General features: G+C 55.9%; 16 protein-coding genes and 1 tRNA gene. 4 read left to right on the top strand and 13 right to left on the bottom strand.

The window, feature by feature from the left end:
* Positions 1-9 precede the first annotated feature (9 nt).
* On the bottom strand, positions 10-1,161 hold the full coding sequence (locus tag VGR81_07605) for a glycosyltransferase family 1 protein (GenBank protein ID HEV2288801.1): 1,152 nt from the start codon (positions 1,159-1,161) through the stop codon (positions 10-12).
* A gap of 24 nt (positions 1,162-1,185) precedes the next feature.
* Positions 1,186-2,571: a serine hydroxymethyltransferase gene (gene glyA / locus VGR81_07600; protein ID HEV2288800.1), complete on the bottom strand. Its 1,386-nt coding sequence runs from the start codon at positions 2,569-2,571 to the stop codon at positions 1,186-1,188.
* Between the two features lie 789 nt (positions 2,572-3,360).
* On the opposite strand from glyA, the gene VGR81_07595 reads away from it, so the two are divergent.
* Both VGR81_07595 and VGR81_07590 read left to right on the top strand, forming a co-directional pair.
* Complete coding sequence (locus VGR81_07595; protein HEV2288799.1) at positions 3,361-4,332, top strand: hypothetical protein; 972 nt, start codon at positions 3,361-3,363, stop codon at positions 4,330-4,332.
* Between the two features lie 159 nt (positions 4,333-4,491).
* A tRNA-Lys gene (locus VGR81_07590) sits at positions 4,492-4,567 on the top strand.
* Between the two features lie 83 nt (positions 4,568-4,650).
* Here the strand turns inward: VGR81_07590 and VGR81_07585 are convergent.
* Entirely contained in the window at positions 4,651-5,172 is a 522-nt protein-coding gene (locus VGR81_07585) for an aminotransferase class V-fold PLP-dependent enzyme (protein HEV2288798.1), read from the bottom strand.
* 186 nt (positions 5,173-5,358) lie between these two features.
* Positions 5,359-5,817, bottom strand: coding sequence for a hypothetical protein (locus tag VGR81_07580; protein HEV2288797.1), 459 nt, complete (start codon positions 5,815-5,817; stop codon positions 5,359-5,361).
* 293 nt (positions 5,818-6,110) lie between these two features.
* Here VGR81_07580 and VGR81_07575 point away from each other — a divergent pair, with 293 nt between their 5' ends.
* Together VGR81_07575 and VGR81_07570 are read left to right on the top strand one after the other, a co-directional pair.
* On the top strand, positions 6,111-6,740 hold the full coding sequence (locus VGR81_07575) for a hypothetical protein (GenBank protein HEV2288796.1): 630 nt from the start codon (positions 6,111-6,113) through the stop codon (positions 6,738-6,740).
* Positions 6,737-7,297 carry a hypothetical protein gene (locus tag VGR81_07570; protein HEV2288795.1) on the top strand — a complete coding sequence of 187 codons (561 nt, stop codon included), beginning with the start codon at positions 6,737-6,739 and terminating at the stop codon, positions 7,295-7,297. The genes VGR81_07575 and VGR81_07570 overlap by 4 nt, the downstream gene beginning before the upstream one ends.
* A 397-nt stretch (positions 7,298-7,694) precedes the next feature.
* On the opposite strand, the gene VGR81_07565 is transcribed toward VGR81_07570, so the two are convergent.
* From VGR81_07565 to VGR81_07525, 9 genes are all read right to left on the bottom strand, one after another.
* Positions 7,695-8,501: a helix-turn-helix transcriptional regulator gene (locus VGR81_07565; GenBank protein ID HEV2288794.1), complete on the bottom strand. Its 807-nt coding sequence runs from the start codon at positions 8,499-8,501 to the stop codon at positions 7,695-7,697.
* Positions 8,502-8,892: 391 nt separating this feature from the next.
* Positions 8,893-9,402 (bottom strand): hypothetical protein, encoded by a 510-nt coding sequence (locus tag VGR81_07560; protein HEV2288793.1) that lies wholly within the window; start codon positions 9,400-9,402, stop codon positions 8,893-8,895.
* 9 nt (positions 9,403-9,411) lie between these two features.
* Positions 9,412-10,161 carry a succinate dehydrogenase/fumarate reductase iron-sulfur subunit gene (locus tag VGR81_07555; GenBank protein HEV2288792.1) on the bottom strand — a complete coding sequence of 250 codons (750 nt, stop codon included), beginning with the start codon at positions 10,159-10,161 and terminating at the stop codon, positions 9,412-9,414.
* Between the two features lie 22 nt (positions 10,162-10,183).
* Positions 10,184-11,902 (bottom strand): FAD-binding protein, encoded by a 1,719-nt coding sequence (locus VGR81_07550; GenBank protein HEV2288791.1) that lies wholly within the window; start codon positions 11,900-11,902, stop codon positions 10,184-10,186.
* Positions 11,899-12,594, bottom strand: a complete 696-nt coding sequence (locus VGR81_07545; GenBank protein ID HEV2288790.1) for a hypothetical protein — start codon at positions 12,592-12,594, stop codon at positions 11,899-11,901. The genes VGR81_07550 and VGR81_07545 overlap by 4 nt, the downstream gene beginning before the upstream one ends.
* A 139-nt stretch (positions 12,595-12,733) precedes the next feature.
* Positions 12,734-14,104 (bottom strand): APC family permease, encoded by a 1,371-nt coding sequence (locus VGR81_07540; protein HEV2288789.1) that lies wholly within the window; start codon positions 14,102-14,104, stop codon positions 12,734-12,736.
* On the bottom strand, positions 14,104-16,605 hold the full coding sequence (locus VGR81_07535; protein HEV2288788.1) for a glycoside hydrolase family 2 protein: 2,502 nt from the start codon (positions 16,603-16,605) through the stop codon (positions 14,104-14,106). Before VGR81_07535 ends, VGR81_07540 begins: the two co-directional genes overlap by 1 nt.
* Positions 16,606-16,999: 394 nt before the next feature.
* Positions 17,000-17,950 (bottom strand): hypothetical protein, encoded by a 951-nt coding sequence (locus tag VGR81_07530; protein HEV2288787.1) that lies wholly within the window; start codon positions 17,948-17,950, stop codon positions 17,000-17,002.
* Positions 17,951-17,967: 17 nt separating this feature from the next.
* A complete protein-coding gene (locus VGR81_07525) occupies positions 17,968-18,954 on the bottom strand; it encodes a hypothetical protein (protein ID HEV2288786.1) in 987 nt (328 codons plus the stop codon).
* Positions 18,955-19,015 lie beyond the last annotated feature (61 nt).

Genomic DNA, 19,015 nt, shown 5'->3' with positions numbered 1-19,015 from the left:
CCGGCTCATTTAGCTCCGGGGCGTCTCTGAGACGCCCCGAGTTTTTCCTTCCTTCGAAGTTTCCTCATAAATTTCGAGCAATTGCCGCGCGGTTCGTTCCCAGGAATAGCGGCGAACCTGGTCGTAGCCTCGCTCGATCAAATCCCGGCGCAAGGAATCGTCGGTGAGCACCCGTTGAATTCCCCGGGCGATTTCGAAAACATTTTCCGGATTCACGAGCAGCGCAGCATCGCCGAGAATTTCCGGCAGCGAGGAGACGTTCGATGCAACAACTGGCGCGCCGTGAGCCATAGCTTCAAGCGGCGGGAGGCCAAATCCTTCGTAAAGCGATGGGAAAAGGAATGCCTTGGCGCGGGAATAAAAAACGCGGAGAACGTGCAGGGGGACGAATCCGAGGAAACGAAAATTTTCGCGCAAACGCGAGCGAATCACTGCGCGGCGCAAATCCGCGTGCCGCCCCAGTTCGTCGCCGATGAGAACCAGTTTCAAATCGGCGAACTCCCGCTGGCCGCTCAATTCCGCCTTGGCCACGGCAAACGCTTCGATCAATCGTGCCAGATTTTTCTGCGGTCCCACGCGGCCGGCATAGAGCACATAGGGATAATTCACGGCGAGACGCTCTTGGATGCGGTCGCCGTCCTCGGGCAGCGGCGCAGAAGTGAATTCCTCATCCACTGCGTCATAGAGAACGGAAATTTTTGAATCGGCAATTTCGAAAACACGAGAAATTTCGCGCGCCGTGGATTGCGAAACCGTGATGACGCGGCCGGCTTTGCGCAGCGCGCGCCGCGCAAACCACGGCCGCGCCGCTTGCGCCACCTGCGGGCCGGGGTGCGGGGGATAAATCAGATCCACGAGGTCGTGAACCGTGATGACCATGCGCGCCGGCACGAAAGCGGGCGCGTAGAACCAGGGCATGTGCAGCAAATCGACACTGTGGCGGCGCAGAACGAAAGGCAGGTGCAGATGCGTTTGAAACGAACCAGGATCGGCGAAATATTCGAGAAGCTGGAAATTTCCGGGCAGAGCGCCGAACTGCTCGAAATGCTCGCGGTGGCCGATCAAAAGGTAAGAATTTTTCGAATCGAGCCGCGCCAGCTGGCGGACGATATTGCGGACATACGTGCCTATGCCGTAGTCGCCGACCCGGCGGATGTCCATCGCGATTTTCATGGTGGGCCCGGATCAGGCGCCGCGCGTCGAATGAACGTGCTGCGCTGCGTCGGCTTCGGCAAGGCGGCGCGCATAGAGCGGGAAGCGCGCGGCAAATTTTGCAATTTCGGCGCGCACGCGGCGTTCGGTTTCCGATGGTTGTGCGGGAGCTTTTCCCGCGCCTGGCGCTGCGGCTGCGGGCGCGGCCTGAACTTGCGACAAAACTTCCGCAATCCAGCGAGCGATTTGCTCCATTTCCTTTTCGCGCATGCCGCGCGTGGTGACGGCAGGAGTGCCGACGCGAATGCCGCCGGCCTTCAGCGGCGGAAAAGTGTCGAAAGGAATCGCGTTCTTGTTCACGGTCATGCCGGCGCGTTCGAGAGCGAGTTCGGCGTCGCGGCCAGTCATGCCGCGCGACTGAAGATCGACGAGGAAAAGATGATTGTCGGTGCCGCCGGTGACGATGCGGAATCCGGTTGAAGCAATTCCTGCGGCGAGCGCCTTGGCATTGGCGACGACTTGCTTTTGATAATCGCGGAATTCCGGCTCGGCGGCTTCCTTCAAGCAGACCGCTTTCGCGGCGATGATGTGTTCGAGCGGGCCGCCCTGCAAACCGGGGAACGTGAGCTTGTCGAGTCCCTTGGCGAATTTTTCGCGGCACATCACGAGGCCGCCGCGCGGGCCGCGCAAAGTCTTGTGCGTGGTCGTGGAAACGAAATCGGAATGCGGTACGGGGCTGGGATGAATTCCCGCGGCGACGAGGCCGGCGATATGGGCCATATCGACGAAAAGCAGAGCGTTGACGGCGCGGGCGATTTCGCCGAGGCGAGCGAAATCGATGATGCGCGCATAGGCGCTGGCGCCGGCGACGATCATTTTCGGCTGATGTTCGCGAGCGAGGCGCTCGACTTCGTCGTAATCAATGCGCTCGGTTTCTTTCGTGACGCCGTAGGGAACGAACTTGTATGTGCGGCCGGAAAAATTAAGCGGATGGCCGTGAGTCAGATGGCCGCCGTGCGCGAGATTCATTCCGAGAACCGTGTCGCCCGGCTGGAGCGCGGACATGTAAACCGAAATGTTGGCTTGCGTGCCGGAGTGCGCCTGAACGTTGGCGTGCTCGGCGCCGAAAAGCTGCTTGGCGCGCTCGATAGCGAGGCGCTCGACACGATCGACATTTTCGCAGCCGCCGTAATAGCGCTTGCCCGGGTAGCCTTCGGCGTATTTGTTGCTGAAGACGGAGCCCATCGCTTCCATCACGGCTTCGGAGATGAAATTTTCCGAAGCGATTAGCTCGAGGCCGGTGGCCTGGCGGCGGACTTCGTCGCGGAGAGCATTGGCGACTTCCGGATCCACTTCGGCGAGCGGCCGGGACATGCGGTCGAGTTCGGTGAGGCTTTGCTTGGCGGCGTCGGGTGTCATGTTCGGATTCTCAAGCGCGCGGCCATTGTAGCCGAGGGAGAGGGGCAATTCAATTCGCGGCGGATGGCGAGAGGCGCGGAGAATACGGAGGCTGGAGGCTTGAAGCTAGAGGCTGGAGCGCTTGCGCCCGCCGCGGCGGGCAGGCGCAAAGCGGCCCAAAGAGGAAAAAGGCGCTGCATTGCAGACGCAAATTTGTCCCGATTAGACGGGTATGCGGGTCTTTGTTTTCTATGAGTTACGGCGGTTTCTAATAATTTCGTGTCCCGATTAGAAATTGGCCCGGAAGGTGGGGTGGGATTTGGGAGCTGCATTCGCGGGCCCGTTTGTTGCGGTACCGACTGCACGATGCTGACCTCTTTCCATTATCTCATATGTGTAAAGGATGGGGCAGGAGCCTAGAACTTTCTGCGATTCGATTCGGGCCGGCCACCTTGCATTGCTGGGACAGAGGTGGGCGGGGTTTTTCTCGGTTTCTTGAGTAGCCTGTCTGCGCGGGTGTCAATCGATTTACCGAGCATTGCTTTCGCTTCGACAAGCTCCTTGCGCATTGCTTTCCGATCGTCGCCAATATCTCCTGCTGGCAGGTGTCGTTTCATAAGAGTTTTCCCTGACCAAATTCTACCATGGCCAAGGGTTTCAATAGAGAGACTCCAAAAACATCAAGGTTAAAGCGAGATTGGGGTCCCGCCAGATAGACCAAAGACTTGACAATCGGAGCGGGGACGGCCATCTTTATTGGCTTTCCCTTTCACGGGCTTTTCGACTGTAGGGAGGGCTGAAGAGGCGCGAGTGAAGGTTCGAGTTTGCTTCCACGACAAATGCTTCGACGGCGCGGCGTCGGCGGCGATTTTTTCGCGGTTCTATCGCGAGCGCATCCATGCGGACGCGCAATTCTGCTATACGGGGATGACGCACAAGGCTTCGCAGCCGTTTGAGACGGATATTTTCGACGGCGACGAAAACGCCATCGTGGATTTCAAGTACTCGAGCTCGCCGAAGCTGACGTGGTGGTTCGATCATCACCAGAGCGCGTTTCTGAGCCCGGAGGACGCGAAGCATTTCCGCGAAGAGCATTCGCCCAGGAAGTTCTACGATCCGACGTACAAATCGTGCACGAAATTTCTGGCGACGGTTGCGAGCGAAAAATTCGGATTTGACGCGAAGCCTCTGGCGGAATTGATTCGATGGGGAGACATCATCGATGGAGCGCAATTCGAGTCGCCGGAAGCGGCGGTGGGGCTGCGCGAGCCGGCGATGCAGCTCGCGCTGGTGATTGAAGCGGCGCCGGAGGAAAATTTGGTGCCGAAACTGATTCCGGAGCTGACGAAGCGTTCGCTTGCGGAGATGGTGGCTCTGCCGATGGTGGCGAAGTATCTGGGGCCGCTGCTGGAGCGGCATCGGAAGTCGATCGGGATTATGAAGGAGCGAGCCGAGGCGAGAGACGGCGTGATTTATTTCGACGTGAGCGATCTGGATCTGGAGGGCTACAACAAATTCATTCCGTATTTTTTGTATCCGCAGATGCTGTACACGGTGGGAGTGAGCGCGTCGGCGACGAGGACGAAAGTGTCGGTGGGGACGAATCCGTGGAAAGAGGCTTCGGCGGAAGTGAATTTGGCGTCGCTGTGCGAAAAATACGGCGGCGGAGGACACGCGCGCGTCGCGGCGATTTCGCTCGGGCCGGGCGATTTGGCGCGGGCGCGACAAGTGGCGGGAGAGATTGCGGAGACACTGCGGAAAAAGACAGTGGCAAGTGGGTAGTGACGAGTGGCTGGCAAAGGCGAAGCTCGCCTTCGGATGAGGATTGGAAATTGTTGTCGCTCTGCACGTTATTGTGCCGCAGCAGCCAGCGGCGAATCCGTGATAGAATTTTGAATCTGAAGTTGCATTGCGCGCGGCGTTCTGCCGCGCGTTTTCTGTGGGCCGCTAGCTCAATTGGCAGAGCAGCTGACTCTTAATCAGCGGGTTCCAGGTTCGAGTCCTGGGCGGCTCACCACTTTCCGACGAAAAATTTAGTGCTGCTAAGGCTGCGTGCGAGCGCCGCATGAGCCGCGGAAAACGCGGCGCGGCGGGATTGCGCTAAGAGAGAGCTTCGAGCAATTTGTCGATGCCCAAATCGCGCGGCTTGACGATGCGAAGATCCAAGCCGTTGCGCTCTTGCAATTCTCGCAAGTGCAACAGCGCGCCTTCGAAATGCAAAGCGTCGGTGACCACGTTGCCGCCCGTGCGTGGAATTCCCAAACCGTTTACGACTAAATTTTCCCCTGCGCTCGTATTGGGAACGAAACAGATCTCGGAAGGCTTGGCGTTGATGAGAGCGGCGAACTCGGCTTTTATGTCTACATCTTCGGTGTGCTTTGAAACTACGTCGATCTTCGAGCGAAGTTCAGAGTAGTCGCGCAATGCCCTCGCCGAAGCGAGCGGCATCGGATGGGCGAAAGCGCTGCTGAGATGCGTGAGGCCTTCGGGAATTGCAAAATCTTTCTTGCAGCGAAGAGAAGGCGACCTCGACGGCAAGTCTTCAAAAGCTGCGCTGCGGATCGCGGTGAGCGCGGCAAGTCGACTGATGCCTGCCAGAAATTCGCGTCGTTCCGTATCCATCAATCATTCTCCTCGATTGCGCCAACTGCGCTCCGAATTCGCGCCGTATTCTGCCGGGTTCCATGAATTGGGATGCAGAAAAGGCGCAAAAAGAATTCGGAATTGCAAAACACCGATCGTCGCATCTTATCAAGAAGTAGAGGTTACTGCTCGGTATAATAAGCACTCTATCGAAGTTGCTGTCTTCTATAAGATATCTCCATAGCCTGCACGCAGTGTCAACAAATCTCTCAGTCCAGGAGGGTATATGAATTTCAGGAAGACGTGTCTGTTGATGCTGTCAGCTTGTGTCATTTGCGTATTCGGGCCCAGTTTGCAACGGTCTGTCGTTTTATCTCCCGCAAAAATCCTGAAAGCCGATGGCGGATCGCCAATGCCACCACCGTCTAAGAGCGCAGCTTCGCTGTTGAAGTCGCAGAACCCCGTTCTGATGGCGGATGGTGGATTGCCGATGCCGCCACCGCCAAAGAACGCAGCTTCATTCCTGACTTCGCGAGGTTTGGTTCTGATGGCGGATGGTGGATTGCCGATGCCACCACCGCCAAAGAACGCAGCTTCATTCCTGACTTCGCGAGGTCCGGTTCTGATGGCTGATGGCGGATTGCCGATGCCGCCACCGCCCTCATTGCAGTCTGTGCCAGTCAATTCTTGAGATCAAGTTTTGATGGGGCCGGGTTCGGGAAGTTGGGGAAGGCAATGCCTTTTACAATGTTTTAGGCAAGAAACTAATCATTGAAACGGGGGAGTGTCGATCGTCTCCCCCGTTCCTTCTTGTGCTACCATTCCGCGTACACACAAACAGGCAAATTATGATAGGCCAACTGATTTGGTGGGGCTGCATTTCACTGGAGCTGGTGCTCCTTCTTCGTTCCGTCCCACGCTTAGTTAGCAGGTTCCCCATATTCTATTGCTATATCGCTTGTGTCCTCCTAAGGGATTTGACGGCAATCCCTATTTACAAGAATTTGCCTGGAACCTATGCGGCGTTTTACTGGTCCACAGCTTTTCTGACGGCAATTGTTGGTTATGGCGTGATTCTGGAGATTTACGGGCGGACACTGGAGAAGTTTTCCGGCGTGGCACGTTTCATGCGGATTGTTCTAGTAGGAGTGTTGCTGGCGGTCATTGGGAGGGCTCTGCTGCAGCTTTTTGGCAATTCTCCGAGTCTGCTGGCGTCGTCTGCCGCTCTGCTGGAACAAGACTTGCGAATATTGCAAGCCGTATTCCTGGCGGCGCTCCTGGGCATATTTACTTTTTATCGTATTCCCATTGGTAAGAATCTTCGTGGTATAATAGCTGGCTATACACTATACATAGGAGTTAGAATCATCGAGCTTACGATTTATACGCGGTTTCGGAAGGCCGAAGGGATTTTTATAAGCAAACTTGAGCCGGTCAGTTATTTGATTTGTCTGGGGATTTGGACAACGGCTCTTTGGTCACGAAGTGCAGAGCCAAACGTAGAGATGGCATCCAACATCGAGCGCGACTACGAGCAACTTGCGGGGTTGACCAAGAGTAAGCTTATACGCGCGCGCGCATATCTGACGAGGACAGTTCGGTCATGACCCAGATTCTATTTTCGATTGCCATCGGTTTGCTGCTTTTGGCGCTTTTGTTTGTATGGGTTTTTCGAGAGCGCGCATCTGAATCTGGTACCGCGCTGGAACAGACGGATGGCACGAGGCCCTCGGGCCAAGAATTGCCACCGCCAGACTTGATCGAAAGAATTCTCGATCCTGGCGATCTTGAGTTCGTCAGTAAAGAATCGGCGGCGGAAACCGTGAAGTTGCTGGAGCGCGAGCGGCGGGCGCTGGCTGTCGCCTGGCTGCACCAGACGCGGCGGCAAGTGGGGCAAGTGATGAGCCGTCACGTTGTCGCTGTGCGGCACAGTCGCAACCTCCGTCCAGGGCTTGAAATCCGACTTGCCCTCCATTACGCCAGTTTCGTGATGGGTTATAAGCTCACACTTGTTCTGTTTTATGTACGAGGGCCATTCCAGGTGCGGCCGGCCGTGAATTATGTGACGGGCATTGTGGCGCGATTCTACGGAGTATCAGACAGGTTGCTCGACGCGCAGCTTGCGGCGGAAAGAGGCGCGCCTTTGGACGGCGCGGTGAGCTAAAGCCGAGATTGATTCGCGGTGAAATAGATGACCCTTGAAGCTGCCATATCGGATTTGAAAAGGCGCACCCTGCCGCGGCTGCCGGGCGATGTCGCGCGGCTGATTTACCTGGCGGCAACGAGGGACTATAACACCGGCAGATATTACCACGAGGGACTGGCGCGAGTTTTTACGGAAGAAATCGCCGGCCGGGCCCTTCAGGAGTGTCACAACGAGGTTTTCCAGGATTTGACGCGGGCGTCAATCCAGGAGTTGCTGCGCGAAGTTGAGTTGTATGTAAGTTCCGGTTGCGCGGCAACGGATCAGTTCGTTGAATTTTGGGAAAAGATCGAACCCTACAGGGTTGCCATTCCGCTGGCTTCGGATTCTGTTTCCGCGCAGTTGTTCAATTCAAATGTCAAGATCGTCTTGGCAATCTTGCGGCACCGTGCGACGTATCCTCAAAGTAATTCACCAGCCGCATCGCTACACCCGTAACTCTTCCCACGATTTCCGCGTCCTCCGGCCAGGCATACTGCTGAGTTGTACACGGTGAAAGAGGATGCGGCACAAGAGTGAGCCTTCCTTCACTCAGCTCGCACCAAGAGCATGCGTAGGTTTCGCGGAGTTCAACGAAATAAATCGGCCGGTCGAGCTCCGTTCTCCAGGGACCCGGCTGGATTTCGCTTTGCTCGCCATCAATCTGAACGAATGAACCGGGACGGAGCAAGGGATAGAGCATGAAATCCTTCAGGCCGATATAGCCATACAGGTTGTGGCGGAGGTCGAGACTCTGAATGATTGGCACGGGCACCTCGCCCCAGACTTCGACCATGCGAGACAAGAGGCTGCTTCGCTCAATATTGAAGCCGCGGTCGAAGCGCACCGGGAAGGTGACCGGCTGAGATTCGTCGGCGACCTCGAGCTTGGCAAGGTGGGTTCTTTCCAGAGGCATGGAGAACTGATAGCGAAGAATTTTTGTCAGATCGACGCCGAAAAGAGAAAGGAGTTCGTGGAAAGTGGTGCGATAAATGATGCTGAGGCTGAAAAGTTTATGGATGCTGGGGACCGAGTCCGTGTTCTCGATTTGCGTGAGCCAGCCATTGGAGATTTGAAAGTCTTCGTTTCCTTCATCTTGTGCGATCCTGCGGCTCAAATCTTCCACGTCACGCGTGGAAATTCCAAGACCATTGCGAAGATTCTTCAGCCGCTCGCCAGCACGCATGGGCACACCCGCTCGAGAGAAGTCGAATTTCACTGCAAGAGTCAAATCCCTGCTTACAAAACAAAGCGAGCCGCGATCAGTTCGATACGGCCCGACGCATCCTAGCCAGAACATCAGCCATTTTGAAAGAAGCCCAAACGACCCCGTTTCCAGCGAGCAAGTCTACTACGACAGACGCGGCCGTGTGGCAAAAATTAAGTTTTCCGGCTTTTATCAAGTGCGCAAAGACATCGCAACGAGGTGAAGGGTCCGCTGGATATTTCTTGAACGAGGATGAACCGGCGATGGATGCAGGAGAGCAGCAAACTTTCTTTCCATCGGGCGAGTCATCTGGCTGGCGTCGTCCCTACCAGTTCGTATTGCCAAATGCGCTTACGCCGCAGAGTTCCGGTCAATCTGGCCGGCTGTCGCCAGCGTCGATGATCTCCGACGTGGAATGAGTTTCTGCGCCGGCATGGCTCTGCAACAATCGCGCGCAGCGATTCCAGCGGAGAATCGAATCATCGTTCCCTTTGGGACGAATCTTCTCGGCTTCCTCGAAGCATCGCATGGCCTCTTCCAAGAGCACGCGCACGGTATGCGGCAGGCGGCCCGCGCGAAGCTGGACTTTAGCGCGACGCTCATGCAGCAGGCCGAGATAGTAATAGCGCTCATAAGGATCCGTCAGCCGCTCAAAGATGTTTTGAACTTCGGAGTAGCGGTCCGTCGAGGCGCCGGTGAACTGGTCGGTAATCGATAATCCCAGAGTTCGCAGCGCAAGCTGATGGTGCGGTTCGATAACGAGGATGTCGTGGCAGATGGACTCCGCTTCTTCGGGCTCATTCAGGTAACGATATAGCTCGGACTTGGCTATGGCTTCGGGGATTCCAGCCTTGGATATAGCTTTGAGGGTGGGGCTCATACCACCTCCTTATGTCCTTGTGCTTTCCCCAGGTTTCCTAATTTTACGCACGATCCAGAATAGCGGATCGTAGTATTGGTCCACGATTCGTTCTTTTAAGGGAATGATGGCGTTGTCCGTGATGTGAATGCTTTCGGGACAGACTTCCGTGCAGCATTTTGTAATGTTGCAGAGCCCAAGGCCGAGCTGTTCCTTGAGCAATTTTGTGCGCGAAAGTCCATCGAGCGGATGCATCTCCAGCCCCGCTACGCGAACAAAGAATCTTGGCCCGCCGTATTCCGCGTGCTTGCCGTGGTCACGCAGGACGTGGCAAACGTTCTGGCACAAGAAACATTCGATGCACTTGCGGAATTCCTGCGGGCGATCCACATCTTCCTGAAGCATTTTCCATTGCACTCCGGGCCGGGGGGTAAACGCTGGAATTTTCCTATTCACCTCATAATTCCAGGAAACGTCGGTCACCAAGTCTTTGATCACGGGAAATGCCCGGAGCGGGGAAATCGTGACAGGGCTGTCGAGCGGAAGGGAATCCATGCGCGTCTTGCACGTGAGCCTCGGCCGGCCGTTCACTTCTGCGGAGCATGACCCGCAACGCCCTGCTTTGCAATTCCATCGCACGGCGAGGTCGGGCGCGAGGTGGCCCTGAATATAGTGGAGCGCGTCGAGGACGACCATCCCTGGCGCCAGCGGGACTTTATATTCGACCGGCTTTCCGCTTTCCCGATCGCCACGATATACGGCCAGCACAGCTTCTGCCACGGTCGCCTCCGCTATTGCGCTGCTATTTGTCTTCCGCCAAAATTTGCTTCAATTCTTCTGGCATTTCCGGGACGGGTCTCTGGCGCAACGCCATTCCTGCGCCATCCCAGACAATGATGTTGTTTTTTTTCGCCCATGCCGCATCGTATTCGGGGAAATCGATTCGACTGTGCGCGCCGCGGCTCTCTTTGCGCTCAAGGGCACAGCGAGTTACCGCTTCCGCAATCGTCAGCATGGATTTCAAGTCGCGCGCGAGATGCCATCCCGGATTGAAAAGCCTTGAGCCTTCCACGGAAACATTCGCTGCGTGCTCTTTGAAGCGCTGAATCTCCGCGAGTGCTCGCTTCAAATCCTCTTCATTTCGGAAAATTCCGACCAGGCTTTGCAGTGTATCTTGCAGCTCGCGATGAATTTCATAAGGGCTTGGCCCGCCGGTGTGCGAAAAGGGTGCGAGCATCTCCTGCTCTGCATCTTCTACCTGCTTGGGATCGATCACCGGCGCAGGGGTTTTCTTTGCGTGCGCTGCCGCCGCCAATCCGGCACGACGACCAAACACGAGCAAATCTGAAAGTGAATTTCCGCCGAGACGGTTGGCTCCGTGAAGCCCGGCGGCCGCCTCGCCGGCTGCAAACAAGCCGGGAATCGTGGATTCCGCGGTATCCGCATCCACGCGGATGCCGCCCATGCTGTAGTGGCATGTCGGGCCGACTTCCATCGGCTGCTTCGTGATGTCAACGTCGGCCAGTTCTTTGAACTGGTGATACATTCCCGGCAATTTTCGCTTCACGTACTCGGCCGGCTTATGCGAAATGTCGAGATACGCTCCGCCGTGTTCGGTTCCGCGCCCTTCGCGCACCTCTGTGTAAATTGAACGCGCCACGACATCTCGCGTGGATAGCTCCAATTTTTTCGGGTCGTACTTCTCCATGAAGCGCTCGCCGAGTTTGTTGCGCAAGATGCCGCCTTCGCCGCGCACCGCTTCCGTCACCAAAATGCCTTGAACCCCTGGAGGCCAAACCATTCCTGTCGGGTGGAACTGCACGAACTCCAGGTCCATGAGTTCAGCGCCCGCCTCATACGCGAGCGCCATCCCGTCGCCCGTGTATTCCCACGAATTCGATGTAATCTTCCACGCCTTGCCGACCCCTCCAGTGGCGATCACGACGGACTTCGCTTTGAAGACAACGAATCTTCCCTGCTCGCGCCAGTAGCCAAACGCGCCGGCGATCCGTCCTCCGTCTAATAGCAGGCGCGTGACCGTACACTCCATATAGACGTCGATTCCCAAATGCACGCCACGATCCTGCAGAGTGCGGATGATTTCGAGCCCCGTGCGGTCGCCCACATGGCACAGACGCTTGAACGTGTGACCGCCGAATGCCCGCTGCATGATGTCGCCGGACTCCGTGCGGTCGAATAAAGCGCCCCACTGCTCCAGTTCCCGTACGGCATTGGGAGCTTCTTGCGCATGGAGTTGCGCCATGCGCCAATTGTTCAGCAGCTTGCCGCCGCGCATCGTGTCGCGGAAGTGCGTCTTCCAATTATCCGCAGCATCCACATTGCCCATGGCCGCGGCGATTCCGCCTTCGGCCATCACCGTGTGGGCTTTTCCGAGGAGCGATTTGCAAACCACGCCGACTGAAGCACCCTGATTCAGCGCTTCCACCGCCGCGCGCAGCCCCGCGCCGCCAGCTCCGATGATCAATACATCATGTTCGTGGGTTTCGAATTTTCCCGTCAAAAGAGCCTCAGGTCCCGGATGTTTCCTGCAGCGACAAGCATCACGTACAAATCGGTAAACGCAACCCAAAACAGGCTTGTCCACGCGATGAACATGTGGCGCTCATTGAGGGCAGTAATTTTGCGCCAAATGCCCAGCCGCGTCCCCCCAAATTTCGCACAAGAGAAACAATCGAGGTTCCCGCCGATGAGGTGCCTGCAGGAATGGCAGGAGAGCGTGTAGGTCGTCAGCAGCGTTGCGTTAATGAGGAGAATCAGCGAGCCGACTCCCATTCCGAACTGTCCATTCCAAAGGAACCCTTTTACGGCGTCATGCCAGAGAGATGGCAAATACAGAAATGAAATGTAAAAAAAATAGCGATGGATATTTTGCAGAATCAGGGGAAATTTCGTTTCGCCGCTATAGTTATGCCGAAGTTCGCCCACACCGCACGCAGGCGGGTCGAGGAAGAATCCGCGGTAGTAAGCCTTGCGGTAGTAGTAGCACGTCGCGCGAAACCCCAAGGGCCCTCCTAGAATGAGCACTGCGGGCGATAGCGGCCACCAGTGATGTTCCGGATCGATGAGAGGGGAATAAAAAGGCGAGAGGTACGGACCCCACATGTAGAACTTGCCCTGGAAGGCGCGAAGTGTGGCATAAATCGCAAAAAGCCCCAGGCCAATAAATACAGCTAGAGGCTGAACCCACCACATATCTCGCCTCTCGGTCGGTTCGAGGCGATTCAGGGTCCCTATGCTTTGCAGCTCGGCCAAGCGTCACCGCCTTTTTGCGGCGTCATCTTATGTCTTCGCTGTATTTTAAGTCAACAAACGGAAAGTGGCTATTTGGACATCAGGCATCATCGGTCGGAAAATCGAAGCGCACCAACCCGCGCCGGAATCCTCTCGTTTTTGCCACTCCGTATGCGATGCCAGCGGCCATCCAAATTCCTCCGGCTATTTTTGCCGGCCGTCCGAGGTGCAGCCAAATGAAGAGGCAAATCAAAAATCCTAGAACTGGCGGAAACAGATTGGTCCAAAGCTTTTTTTCTTCGCGAACGTAATAACGCATGAATGCAGCCGCATTTACTCCCATAAAAGCGATCAATGCCCCGAAGTTCAGCATCTCCGCGCCCAATTCGTAGCTCATCAAGAACGCCCCGACGAGCGCGATGGCTCCAACGAGCAGTACATTATTTCGGGGAACGCGATTTTTGGACTCGATCGCGCCAAAGAATTTTCGCGGCAACGCATCACTGCGCCCCATTCCATAGAGCAGCCGCGCTGCGCCAAGATGCGAGCCCATCCCAGAGCCGATATTGGCCACCAGGAGCGTCAGATTCACCAGACCGAAGAGAAAAATGCCGCCGACGCGCCCCGAAACATGAACGAATGCAGTGTCCACATCGGGAAACGGCTGCGATGCCGGCCACACAAGCTGCGCCAGATAAACTTCCACAGATGCCAGCGCCCCCGTGATCACACAGACGAGCACCGTTGCGAGCAGAACGTTCCGCCGCGGGTTCTTTACTTCTTCGGAGAGCGTGGAGATTCCGTCAAAGCCGATGTACGTCAGCACCGCGATCGATGTCCCGCGAAAAAGTGCTGAAGATGAAAATGTGTTTGGGTCATAAAACGGGTGTGTGAAAAACCCAGAGCCTTGATGAGGCAGTCGAAAGATGTAATGAATCGCTTTAAATACGAAAATCATGATCACGATCCCCATTCCTGCGGCGAGAAATGCATTGATCCGCGCGGAGGTTTCCACGCCTCGCAGATTCAGCCAGGTGAAAAGGGCCGCGAAGAAAATCGCCCAGGCGAAATAGGGTACGTGTGCATCAAAATTTTGAGCTGCCTTGCTGCACCAGATGGTGCAGATCAGCGGGTTCAGAATGTAATCCATCACCATGCCCCATCCCGTGATGTATCCCAATGCGGGATGAATCTCGCGGCCGACGTAGGTGAATGCCGAGCCTGCGCTGGGATAGGCGCGCGCCATGCGCCCGTAACTGATCGCCGTAAAAAGCATGGCCACCATGGCGATCAGGATGGCTGTGACGACGTGTCCGCGGGCCGCATCGCTCACCACGCCAAACGACGGCATAGGGGCCACGGGTTGGATGATGATGATTCCGTAAAGGATTAAATCCCAAAGTCCGAGCGTTCGCCGCAGGCCAATTTCAGGCGCACTCGGGAAGGGCGGTTGCGGAGATTCGCCGGGCATCAGCGCGTGGCTTTCGCAGGCTCTGTGCTTTTGCTCGGAGCAGAGGACAGGAAGACTTTAACTGTATCTACATTCCATCCGCTTGCGCGCACTTGCATGCCGCTCTTCAACGTCACCCACGAAGGATAGCGCGCCCTAATCGTTCGTGATTCTCCGGGCATCAATTCCAAATAGTTATCGTCCCAGAAGACCGGCAGGACTTCACGGCCGTCTTTGTCGCTCACCTTGAGGCGAACCTGAAAGGCAAGGTGCGTGCTTGGATTGGTCAGCTGCACCTGCACCGCCGGACCGGAATCAATCGTCTCGCTTTTTGCGCCTACATCGAGTTTGATCTGCGGCAATTGCTCCAGTTCGGTCAGATCCGCGTACGAATAAAGTTCCGTTCGCTCATAGCTGGTCCAAAACCAGTTGAACTCCGCCGGCTTGCTCGAAAGCCAGTAGAAATTGGAGCTCAACAGTTTTTCCGCCGAATCGCGCAGCGTCAACTTTACAAAATAGACCGCTGGCTGAGCGGCCTGCGGGAATTCCGGAATCATGAATATTTTCGTGCTGCTGTCGGAAGCCGCATTGATCGCCGTGCCGCGCGAGAAAATTGGCTTCAAGTTCCAATCGAAGACTTGCGCAGTCACTTTCAGCCCCGGCAACGGCCGGTATAGACTGTTCACGACCACGACGCTGCGATCGTCGTAGGAATATTGAATGTGAACCAGCTCATTCGCTTTTTTTGCGCCGAAATAGCCCCCCGACGGCTGCAAATAATAATCGTAGAGATGCCAGTACAGCGAGGGCCACGCGTTGTTCAACATCCATTGAATTACGCCGGTAGACTCGTACTTGTTGCGTGCGTATGCTTCGAACATCGCGCGTTCGCCTTCGTACGTCATTGCCTGGGCCCTTTTCTCATAATCGTCCAGATTTTTTGGAGCGCCGTACATCTGCTTCATCGCGTCGTCAAATGCCGCCAGATTTTGAAACCGTCCCGAGGCCGCATGAAAACTCCAATATTGATTCGGTGGCCAAATTTCGCTTGCCGGCATCATTTTTCGCAAGCTCTCCTCGACCACGGGAGCCGGCCCAGGGCTGGTCTCTGTATTGAATCCGTAGGCCCCGCCGTTGCTCTTGTCTTCCAGCCAATAGGAGGGAGGGACGTAGTCATATGGGCCGGTCATCTTTGTTCCTGAAACACCGGAGACGACGGTCCGCTTTTCTGATGCGGCAGAAAGCTGCGGATTCGGCCAGCGCTCCGCTTGGAGGACATTTTCGTAAGCACGCTCCACGTCCTCTGGTGGCGCCTCGTCGCTCCCGTTGAGCCACACGAGCAAACTCGCATGTCCTCGCAGACGCATAATCTGGTCGCGCAATTGCGCCGTCGCAATCTCGAGGTCGTGCGGCTTCCATCGGCTCCACTCTTCCCAAATGCTGCAGCAACACCAGCCAGCCATCACGAGGACGCCGCGCTCATCCGCCAAGTCAAAAAAATCTTCCGGCTCGAGCTTTCCCTCCAGACGAATGGTGTTCAGTCCCATTTCACGCACGTAGTCAAATTGCGCTTCCAATCGTTCCTGCGATTCGCGCAACAGCATATCCGGCGCCCAGCCTCCGCCGCGAATCAGGATCTTGCGGCCGTTGATGCGGAAGAGGCGATAGTTTTCTTTGTTTAGCTCGGATGTTATCTCGCGAATTCCAAAGCGGCTCTGCTGTTCATCGGATGCGATTCCGCCGACCACCGCGCGCATCGTCAGCGTGTGCAGCGCTTGCGGCCCGAGCCCATGCGGCCACCAAACCTTCGGATTGGAGATACGCAGCTGCGGAAATTGGTCCGGTGTAAACGTGACCGTACGGTTTTCGCCAGGCCGGAGAGCAACAGCTTGTGCAACATGGATGCCGTCGAATGCCGCTTCTACCTTTGTGCTCACAGTTCTATCGGAGGCATTTGCGACCTCGGCGATTACGCTCAAGTTTGCTTGCTTAAGCGAGGCGTCAGTGAAATGCGTGACAACTTCGGGATATCGAACCGTCACAGCGCCGCTCGTTGTCAAGTACGCCGCGTCCCACAGCCCCATGTCCTTATCCGGCGGCGCAGGGTTCCAATCGACCCAGTTCATCGCCAGGTCGTTCTCGGTCGGGGCAAACGTTTCTACGGCGACTGCGTTTTCTTCGCCTGCGCCTACGAATTTTGTAACATCGAAATCGTAAGTCCGGTACGAGCCAACGACATCGCTGGCATCGGCAACCTTCGACCCATTGATCCAAACATTAGCGCGGTAGTTGATTCCGTCAAAATGCAGCCAGATTCGCTGTTTTCCCAGTTCCTTCGGCAGGCTGAATTCCTTCCGATACCACCAGGAACAGGCGAAAGGACTATCTTTCGGCATCGCCTGTTTCGCAAAAATTGTTCCGATGGGATAGGTTGTGCCGGGAATTTTTCGCAGGTTCATTCCGAAGTAAGGATCGGGATAGGTCTTGTCAGCCACCAGCGCGGCAAGGACGGTTGAAGGCACGGCTGTTTCATGCCAGCCCTTCGGGCGGAATGCCAGGGTCGAAATTTCTTGCCCCGTCGCCTGCAATTTACATGAGGACTGCAATTGCCACGCGTCGCGAAGCGGTATTCGCTGACCTGAATGGCCCGTATCCTGTGCCATCGCACAGAAAGACGCAAAAAGCAGTCCGATTAGAATGATCGGAATCCGCAGGGAAGGATGCACTCTAGCTATCATGCAGTCTGACCGTAATCTATTCCGATTCGAATATCAATCGGCTCGTTCCGATGGTTAAGGCGCCGGCTCATCACTTCTTGCTCGCCGAAGCGGCTATCCGGCTTTGAGGGAAGACGGCTCCGTTGAAGATAATCGTATCGATATGGTCCACAAGCGAAAAATCAGGGCGGATTCAGGTTCAAAACAAGAATATATCCGAAACGGCCGGGCTTGTTGCCGCAAACGCGGCTTGGTGCATACGCAACCACGGCTTCAACGAAAGGCGCCAGATGCCTGATTGCCCGGTGTAGTAGATAGTATGCCCTTCAGGAGCGATGTGCGCGCCCCATGGCAAATCCTTGTTAATAGCATCGCCGAGATCAATGGGCGCACCCCAATGGTCGCCTTCCCTGAAGGCGATGCACAGCCGTCCCAAGCCGCCCTTTACCTTGCCGTAATCGAAAACGATGAACGACTGATCCGGCGCCACTGCGGGATCGTGAGTGGAAACTGCCGGGTCGCCCAGCCCGGTGCGTACGGGCGGCAGGTATTTCCCATCCTGATATCGCGATTTCCAAGTGTGCATCACTTTTGCTTTTTGGTCCCAGAGAAGGAAATACAGGGTCCCATCAGCGGCGATGCTTGGGAAATCGACAAAAGGATCGTCATTGACGACTGGGCCTAGCCACGCAGGCGCTGCCCACTTGCCGCTCTTATACTCCACCTTCCAGATGTTGCTGCCGGGTTGCGTCCTGCCACCGAAGTAATTCTGCACCAGTGGTTTGCTGCCCGGTTTCACTGGACGATCGGAATCGAACAAAAGGTAGGAGCCGTCGGGAGAGATCACCGGATTTTGATCGAACCAGCGTCCAGAGAAAGAGGCAGCATGAGGCTGCGACCAATGTCCGTTAATTTTATGAGAGACCATGACGGTCTTGTGTTGTCCTACGCTGCGGTCAAAAAAAACTGTGTTGCCATCAGGCATAAACGCGAGTGTATCGTCTGTATACGAATGGATGATGCCCCCGAGCAAGACGCGTTTTGGCACCGCAGTGACGCTTTTCGTATCTTTCGCCGATCCAGCCAGCGCAAAACAGCCAGCAAAAAACAGCAGGAAGAGCGAGTACAAGAATGCAAAGCTCTGCTTCATACGTCGATACCTCCTTGCTATCGTCCTATGCCATGCGCTTTGAGCAGCTGCGTCAGATCGACACTCCAGATGAATCTGCCGTTCGGAACGTCCGCACCGGAAGGACCGCGCGAATTCGAGTAATAAAGCGTTTTGCCGCCCGGCGAAAGCCGCGCTTCGATGCCGTGCACGTTGTCGGAGAGCGCGGAGCGAAGATCGATCGGTTCCCCCCAGCCGCTTGCCGTGCGGAACACAATGAACAAATCCGTGGTTTTCGGAGGAGCCGGGGCACGCCCTGAAGAAAAAATCAAATACGAGTCATCGGCAGCGACGGCGGGATCGTATTCTCCGTGCGCTGCATCGCTGAAGGAAGCGAGAACGGGAGTCTCATATTTCCCGTGCCTCATTTGCGATCGATAGATGTGAAATCCACCGTCATTCTCGGCCCGCATAAAATACAGGCTGCCATCAGCGGCAACAGCAGGACTAAAAACCGAGCTATTGGAATTAATCGCCGCGGGAAGCGGTTCAGGTTTTTGCCATCCTTTTTTGGTCAACCTAATTTTCCAGAGATTGCCGCCGCTCCCCGGAAAAACCTTTCCGTTATAGTGTCCATCGAGCACGCTTCCATTCGGCGTCGTCGGACGATTCGACGCGAAGATCAGATATTTCCCGCTTGGGGCAAACGCCGGTTCAAGATCGCGATATTGGCCAGAAAACGTGGCGGTTTTTGGAGTGGACCATTGGCCGCCGGTTCGCTGCGAAAACACGATCGAGACGTTTGGTCCGCCAGAAGACTGAAAGAAGTAAACCGCATTGCCATCCGGAGTAAACGCAGGGGCGGCGCTGTTCTGCACCGGCGTGGGAATTACGCCCGGAACAAAAATTGATGGATCCGAAATGCCGGAACCCTCTGCGAAGATTGCCCAGCTGCCGAGGACGAGAATCGCTGCCGCCAAAATGCACTTGGCTGCGTATCTTGATTTTTCCCCGTGCGACTTTGAACGAATGTTCTCCCAGCTCATGAATTCTCCTTTTGCAAAGATGACTCACAATCCATCTCAAGTAAGGCGCGGCTTTTTGCAG

Source organism: Candidatus Acidiferrales bacterium, assembly GCA_035934015.1.
Lineage (GTDB): Bacteria > Acidobacteriota > Terriglobia > Acidiferrales > UBA7541 > DAHUXN01.
The sequence above is the reverse complement of the archived record's forward strand: the minus strand, read 5'-3'. Positions and strand labels throughout refer to the sequence as shown.

Bases quoted from the DNA above. Each gene is read 5' to 3' on its own strand.
- VGR81_07570 (HEV2288795.1), top strand. From the start codon at position 6,737: ATGACCCAGATTCTATTTTCGATTGCCATCGGTTTGCTGCTTTTGGCG.
- VGR81_07565 (HEV2288794.1), bottom strand. From the start codon at position 8,501: ATGCGTGCTGGCGAGCGGCTGAAGAATCTTCGCAATGGTCTTGGAATT.
- glyA (HEV2288800.1), bottom strand. From the start codon at position 2,571: ATGACACCCGACGCCGCCAAGCAAAGCCTCACCGAACTCGACCGCATG.
- VGR81_07585 (HEV2288798.1), bottom strand. From the start codon at position 5,172: ATGGATACGGAACGACGCGAATTTCTGGCAGGCATCAGTCGACTTGCC.
- VGR81_07540 (HEV2288789.1), bottom strand. From the start codon at position 14,104: ATGCCCGGCGAATCTCCGCAACCGCCCTTCCCGAGTGCGCCTGAAATT.
- VGR81_07525 (HEV2288786.1), bottom strand. From the start codon at position 18,954: ATGAGCTGGGAGAACATTCGTTCAAAGTCGCACGGGGAAAAATCAAGA.
- VGR81_07530 (HEV2288787.1), bottom strand. From the start codon at position 17,950: ATGAAGCAGAGCTTTGCATTCTTGTACTCGCTCTTCCTGCTGTTTTTT.
- VGR81_07545 (HEV2288790.1), bottom strand. From the start codon at position 12,594: ATGTGGTGGGTTCAGCCTCTAGCTGTATTTATTGGCCTGGGGCTTTTT.
- VGR81_07560 (HEV2288793.1), bottom strand. From the start codon at position 9,402: ATGAGCCCCACCCTCAAAGCTATATCCAAGGCTGGAATCCCCGAAGCC.
- VGR81_07605 (HEV2288801.1), bottom strand. From the start codon at position 1,161: ATGGACATCCGCCGGGTCGGCGACTACGGCATAGGCACGTATGTCCGC.